Source organism: Microcoleus sp. K1-B1, from assembly GCF_036704705.1.
Classification (GTDB): domain Bacteria; phylum Cyanobacteriota; class Cyanobacteriia; order Cyanobacteriales; family Microcoleaceae; genus Microcoleus.
Window position 1 is genome coordinate 21510 of record NZ_JAUBSH010000004.1, and the last position, 6837, is coordinate 28346.

A 6837-nucleotide genomic window follows, 5' to 3' on the forward strand; every position below is an offset into this window, starting at 1 on the left:
CTTGCACCCTTTTCAATCAGACTTTATGAACAGGCAAGATGCCTGTTCCACAAGAAAATTTAGTCTTTGTGGAACAGGCATCTTGCCTGTTCTTAATAACGGTGCGAGATGTCAGAAATAACTTAAATTCGCTACTATAGCAATCCTTGCAGAAGTCGTAAATTTTGTACCCACGCCAACCCTCACCAAACCCCTGGGGAGAAAGTAAGAAATTCACAAATGATGCAAAGATTGCTATATATCTATCGCGCCATTGCTTCCCATAACTCATACGGGATACCAGTTAAATAACTTTAGCCATCTTCGCCTTAATTGTGACCTATTCTCTTCTCTTTCTTCGCCTCTTTGCGGTTAATTATATCCGGAAAAAAACAAAGTGGAGTTTTCGCTTCACAATTACGAAATCTCCACTTTTCTCAATATTATATTGGCTGCAAAAAGGCAGTTGCATTCACTCGATCTTACTTGTACAAAACAGCCTCTTTCAAAGTCGCGATCTTACCTAGCGCTTCATCGAGATCCTCTTGGGACGCGCCGTGGGCAACTATTGCATCTGTCAAATGCTTCACAATTGCATCAAAGTGTTCAGGCTGTAAATTCAAACCTGCGTGTGCTTTCTCCATTGAACGGCCTGAGTATTGCTTGGGGCCGCCAAGGGCATAAGAGATAAAAGCAGTTTGATGGCGGCGCTGCTTTTCCATGTCTGTATGATCGAAGAAATGGCTCACTATCTCGTCAGCCAAAACATCGCGGTAAAAATCATCCACCATCTCTTTAATGGCTGGCTCTCCACCCATTTTTTCGTACAATGTTGTTGCCATATCGTTTCAGCGAGTTATTTTTTTTCACTTACTCTTTAATTATAGCTGGCACTTTTGCTTTTTTTACTGGGAAATGTTAATTTAATCTGAAATAATTACTTAGTAACTGTTGCGACTGCTGGTATTTTTAAGACCACATTATATCATTGTAAACTTGATTAACCTTCTATCGCCAGTTAGATATTGCCACGCGCCCTCCCAGCATTTTGACCTAATGCACGGATTGCTGGTTTTAGCAAGATGTTTCTTATACAGCGCCAACACCCATCAGTTTTAAAGCTAGCAAACTCAAGAAATCGCTGATAAAACAGAGGCCGGATGCGATCACAATTTCCGCGATCGCCCCTGCAATTCTACAAGTTAACATCAATAGGCGATAGGCTGCCCAGCAGCATCATGTATAATCGAATCGCAAATATAATCTTCTCACCAGAACGATCGCCTGTATAGTAATATTTGGCAGTTGCTAGTCGGTTGCGACACTTCCGGGCGATCGCCCGCAGTTAAAAAAACCTTTGACTTAAGTACGCGGACTGAAATCAAGATTATTATGTCCTCCGCGAGAAACGAAGCAATCCCAAGTATGAGCGATTGCTGCATTTCTATCTGCTGTTTCCTTAAACTTTGATGATTTTTGAGTGCCTTGAAATACTATAGCCAACATCCTAACGCTTTCTCGATCGACTACCTCAACGACTTGCGAGGAGCAATTCTAGCCTCCCCTTATCTAGCAATCAACAACCTCAATCGCGATTTCATTGGCACAAAAGGGTTTTCCGTGGTGTTTCAACGTGCGGAAATCGCCGAAGTAGAACGGCGGTTCCCCTTGTTCAAACCCTATCTAGACCAAGCATTACAGCCTGAATGCAATGCTTTTTACCTCAACCCTTTGTTGCTGGGTGAAGGTTCCCGCGTCGATCCGCATATCGATCGATCTTTGCGATCGTACTGCAAAACAGTCGAACCTCCCGCAGCCGTCAGCGTTTTGTACGTGCAAGTGCCGCCGAACTTGCAAGGAGGAGAGTTAATACTGCGGCGCAACAAACAGCAAGTCGGGCAGATTAAGCCACAAGCCAACTCGCTAATCTATTTTCAAGGAGATTTGACTCACTCTGTCAACGCTGTTAAAAGTAGCGGAACTCGTTTGAGTTTGGTTTGCGAACAGTACAGTTTGAGCGAAACAGAACTGCAAGATATTCCAGGATTCACAGTGGAATCTAGGGCCGCGAAAGCAAAAATTAAGTAAGGTTTATTCGATCCTGGGAGGGTGATAAATTCAGGACAAGCTTAACCAGCCGCTTGCATCAAGCATTCAATCACCGCCAACTTAGGATCGCGAATTAAATAACTTATAATTTTAATTGTTATTGTGGGATGGGCGGGACGCCCGTCCTTTTTGGACGGGCGTCCCGCCCATCCCACAAACTTGTGGAAGTTATTTAATTCTCATTCCTTATGTGCTGGGAGATTATGGGTTTGCGGTAAACTTAATGCTCAATCTAAACCGGGACTTTTGAGCATTTCCATCAACTTCCGCTTCCGACTGTGTACTTGCATCAGTTGAGAACGATAAGCAGACCACTGAAGATTTTGCCCAGTGTGTAAATAGGCAGCGCGGGCTTTTTCCAACCACTTAATCGCAAGATTGTACTCGCTTGATTTTCCTTGATCCATAATCGATGCAGCACGCCCACAAGCATTGGCGATTACCCAATCGGGGCTGTGGCTGATAGCAGCCCCCATTACTCGGTGAATCAGTGCTGAGTGGTAATAACCCAAGCCATCAGCAAGGGCGATCGCATCTTCAATCATTCCCTCATCCAGAAAAATATCAACCTTCGCGTCAGTAAAATTCCAACTTTCATTACTTTTCAGAGTTGCTAACAAATCGGCTTTCAAAGTTGACCAACTATCTTTTGCTAACTCCTTCACTAAACTATAATCGCTAAAAGACGGTTTGATTTTAAATATCTGGATTCTAGCATTTAATGCAAGTTCGTCTTCGCCCAACTCAACAGCCAACTCACTCATCGATGTTGCCAGTTGGTAATGGCAATGACCTGACAAATTTAACCCAGCTTGGCAAATTTTCAGAGCTTGTTCTAAGGCTCCCTGTTGCTTTAAAGTTTGAACGAGAGCCAAAGCCTCTTCCGCTGATTGCATCTGGGTAGCAGCAGCTTCCACTGCTTCTTCTACTCTCCCCAAACGAGTTAACATCGTCAAGTATTGTTGAGTACAACCTTCTGCTTGGGCTAAGTATAAGTATTCTCGATCGCGTTCCTGGCGATCGAGGATTTGCAAGCGAATCAATGCTAAGTCGTGAGCACAGTTTGGTGCGTCACCAGCCCAAACTCCTTGCCCAGTAATATTGCCTTCAAGTACCTGTTGGATTAGGGGGTCGTCCCAACCTTGGCGTAAAGCTTCCAAGCTCATGCTGAAATCACAATCCCATTCATCTTGCCAAGCTTCTAACATCACCTGAAAATCGATCTCTTCTTCAGCAGTTAGTTGAGCCGTCAAAATGGCTTCTGTCCAAGCTTCATCCAAAGCGTTAGCTACCTCAGAATTTTCAGCGCCATATTCTTCTACATCATCCCAATCTTCAACGCAGGCTGTGGTGATGGCTTCTAAAATTACTAAAGCGTTGTTGCCATCCCCCTGTGCGCTGAATTCCTGGGCTCGCTGAATTACATCTAAAAGTTCTTCTGTAATCGGGTCTTCCTCCCATCCATCCTCCAAATACCTCACAGCCTCTCGCAAAATTCGTCGTACTTGATATCGAAAGGGAGCAGGATCGATGGAGGTGTGGCGCGGTGCTTTGGTAGGTTGGTTTGAAGGTGCAGGAATAGCACTTAAGTTAATGTATTGTTCGATCGCATCAATGAGTGATGGTTCTTTTTTTACTAAATGCTGTATTAATTGCTGGGTTTGTACATCGTTGAGGCGATCGAGCAATTGTTCCAGTGTCGAGCCATGCTCAATTATTTCTGGTTGCCGCAGACACAATAACAACGTCGCAACAATGTGTTTACACCACCCACCGTTATCGTAAGGACAAGTGCAGAATAATGTAGATGCTAATCCAGCATCATCAAAGGGCAGGGTAACACGGTAGGGTTCTACTTCGGAACCCTCCACTACTGCTTGCACCATATTGCCACGCCGGACTGCCCTAGTAACATTGCCCGCTAAATAGTAAGCTTCACCCCGCTTGAGGGATTGGGCAGAGGTGTGAAGCTCGATCGTCGCTTTAGTGAGTTTGGGAATAACCATGAGACTATGCCTCAGCAATTAAAGGATTAGACTCGATTTTACCTGAGAAATACACTTAGTCTACAATTTAATTGTGTCCCGATTAGAGGTTTCCATAAATTTCAAAAATCTGTAAAGCAAGCACTGAGAAGGTTCCTTACAAAGGAAAACGAGTAGCACTCGACACAAAAAATATTGGCAATAGTTTATTATTAATTTATAATTAGTGCTTAGCTAAGAATCATCAAAATTCCAGTATGCTTAATCCTTTGGAGTTACCCTCAATTCCTTTATCTGAACGCAAGCAGTTACCTGAATGTGCAGCTATATATTTTGCGATAGATGCAAATAATAGAGTTCTTTATATAGGGAAAGCTAAGAATGTGGTGGCAAGATGGAGAAATCATCACCGCATCCATAAGTTAGAAGAAATTGACCAAGAGTTTCCTGTTAGACTGGCTTGGCAAGCATGGAATGAAGAAAACTTGGGTGAAGCAGAAAAAGGCTTAATTAAAATATTCCAGCCTTTGCTGAACAATACAGAAGTTGAAACACCTGCTGTCATCCCATCAGAAATTGTGTTAAGAGATTTTCTAAAAAACTTTTCAAGACGGCTAATTATTTTCGGTATGGAACCTAAAGCTCCTGACACTCTCCTCAAAGTCCATCTCAAATATGATTGGCAAAATTTGTCTTCTCAGGGAACAGCAGCTAAGATCAAAGACTACATCAAACAAAACCAAAACACAAATACGAGCCTAAAATTTAAGCGTCATAGATATAGTAAATTCAATTTATTCGCTGGAGAAACTTTTCGTCCAGGTAGTAGAGCGCAGCGAACAATGGCCCGGCAACATCGGTCATACAACAACCACTGGGAATTTGCCTGTAATGGTGTTGTCATTCATATCACCCCTACAGATTTTTATGGGAACTATAAAGAAAAAACTCAAGTGACCAAACTAGCGGGAGTAAATTTTCGTGCAATCACAGAAGAGGTGTTTGCGGAGGCCCAAAAAAATAGTAATTATGAATTCTCTGGATTATGTTGTTTCAGAAGCGATCCAGTTCCCCTGCTTTGGGTTAACTTGTAAAGCCACCCAATGATGAAAAGCATTTTCGATCGACCCAGGATGTCGGAGTCAATGAAGCTGCTGGTTTGGTAAAATGCCACAGGCGATCGCCTTACCAATAAAAACCGCCAGATTAATTTAAACTGATTAAAAATTAGGCTGCGAAAATCCGATGATCCACAAGAAGAACCGCAAAAAGTTACCCTTATTAGCAGCGTTCTTAGTCTCGCCATTTATTTCTTGGTTCCTGAGTGCGATCGCCCTATTTCTCAGTCTCTGGGTCATCATACCAGCACCCGCGATGTTCCTGTACCCTTTGGCGGTGGGAGCACCAGAAATCAGTCCTTGGTTGGTTGGTATCAATACGATCGCCCTTCTGCTGAACCTGCTCAGACGGCATCAAGGCAAAGTCTACATTATTTTACTGATTTGTAACCTGTTCGCCCTAATCCTAGGCCTGCTTCCCCTGATTCAGTTCCCAGCAGCCAATGCAGCGATAGCTACCCAAATGCAAGCAGTTTTAGGGGAAAATTATTTAGCAGCCGTTCCTCAAGCCGATCGCGCGCAGCTACGCCCTCAACCGTTTATCCTCGCAGATGCGTTCCGAGGAATTCCCCTCAGAGAGGTTAGGATCGATCGGGCTATTGGATTTGCCAACCCTGACGGAGTTTCACTGCAACTAAACCTTTATCGGCCGATGGAAATTGGCAAATATCCAGCGATTATCACACTCTATGGGGGAGCTTGGCAAAGAGGCAATCCCGATTCCAATGAGGAATTCAGCCGCTACATGGCCGCCCAAGGCTATTGTGTGGTTGCAATTGCTTACCGCCACGCTCCCAAGTATCAATTTCCTGCTCAGCTTGACGACGTACAAGCCGCTCTTTCCTATATCAAAACTCATGCTGCTGATTGGGAAATTGATCTCGATCGCATTGCTTTGATGGGAAGGTCTGCAGGTGCCCATTTAGCAATGCTAACTGCTTATGATTCTAGTGTGCTTCCAGTTCGAGCAGTGGTCAACTATTACGGGCCAAATGACCTGATTCGGGGATACAATGACCCACCTTTTCCTGATGCCATAAATGTTCGAGCCGTCTTGCGCGCCTTTCTGGGAGGAACTCCAGACGAACTCAACGAGCTTTACCGTCGGGCTTCTCCCATCAATTATATTAAACCGAATCTTCCCCCTTCTCTACTGGTTTATGCAGGTCGCGACCATATCGTTCAGCCCAAGTTTGGTCGATCGCTCTACCAACGATTGCGAGCCACCGGCGATTCCCTACGGGATAGCTTCGCTTCACGGGCTATTTTGCTCGAAATTCCTTGGGCTGAACACGCTTTTGATGCAGTTTTTAATGGGCCGAGCAATCAATTAGCTTTGTACTACACAGAACGCTTTTTGGCTCATGCTCTAAAGTCTTCGGATTACCAAGGAGTTAAATAAAAATTATCAACTTACTCATTTAGGCTCAATAAACTGCGGCTATAACAGTTTAATAAGTTCCCAAATCTCGTAAAGATTTCTACGGCAAATTGTCGCACCAACTTTTAGAAGAGTTGCAAGACTTTATTTATTATATAGCGGTTCGATCGCGTGGTGAAGTATGCCCCATGCCCCATGCCCCATGCCCCATGCCCCATGCCCCATGCCCCATGCCCCATGCCCCATGCCCCATGCCCCATGCCCC

Annotated in this window: 5 protein-coding genes; 3 read left to right on the forward strand and 2 right to left on the reverse strand. The window is 44.2% G+C overall.

Annotated features, from left to right (window positions below):
- Positions 1 to 461: 461 nt before the first annotated feature.
- A complete protein-coding gene (locus QUA83_RS02155; protein WP_333160123.1) occupies positions 462 to 821 on the reverse strand; it encodes a group 1 truncated hemoglobin in 360 nt (119 codons plus the stop codon).
- 643 nt (positions 822 to 1464) lie between these two features.
- Here QUA83_RS02155 and QUA83_RS02160 point away from each other — a divergent pair.
- Positions 1465 to 2067, forward strand: a complete 603-nt coding sequence (locus QUA83_RS02160; RefSeq protein WP_333291141.1) for a 2OG-Fe(II) oxygenase — start codon at positions 1465 to 1467, stop codon at positions 2065 to 2067.
- Positions 2068 to 2315: 248 nt separating this feature from the next.
- On the opposite strand, the gene QUA83_RS02165 is transcribed toward QUA83_RS02160, so the two are convergent.
- Positions 2316 to 4094 (reverse strand): SWIM zinc finger family protein, encoded by a 1779-nt coding sequence (locus tag QUA83_RS02165; RefSeq protein WP_333291143.1) that lies wholly within the window; start codon positions 4092 to 4094, stop codon positions 2316 to 2318.
- 236 nt (positions 4095 to 4330) lie between these two features.
- On the opposite strand from QUA83_RS02165, the gene QUA83_RS02170 reads away from it, so the two are divergent.
- Together QUA83_RS02170 and QUA83_RS02175 are read left to right on the forward strand one after the other, a co-directional pair.
- Entirely contained in the window at positions 4331 to 5167 is an 837-nt protein-coding gene (locus QUA83_RS02170; RefSeq protein ID WP_333291144.1) for a GIY-YIG nuclease family protein, read from the forward strand.
- A 151-nt stretch (positions 5168 to 5318) separates the two neighbouring features.
- Entirely contained in the window at positions 5319 to 6593 is a 1275-nt protein-coding gene (locus tag QUA83_RS02175) for an alpha/beta hydrolase (protein ID WP_333291146.1), read from the forward strand.
- Positions 6594 to 6837 lie beyond the last annotated feature (244 nt).

Coding starts and splice junctions, on each gene's coding strand:
- QUA83_RS02165 (WP_333291143.1), bottom strand. CDS start 4,094: ATGGTTATTCCCAAACTCACTAAAGCGACGATCGAGCTTCACACCTCT.
- QUA83_RS02155 (WP_333160123.1), bottom strand. CDS start 821: ATGGCAACAACATTGTACGAAAAAATGGGTGGAGAGCCAGCCATTAAA.
- QUA83_RS02170 (WP_333291144.1), top strand. CDS start 4,331: ATGCTTAATCCTTTGGAGTTACCCTCAATTCCTTTATCTGAACGCAAG.
- QUA83_RS02175 (WP_333291146.1), top strand. CDS start 5,319: ATGATCCACAAGAAGAACCGCAAAAAGTTACCCTTATTAGCAGCGTTC.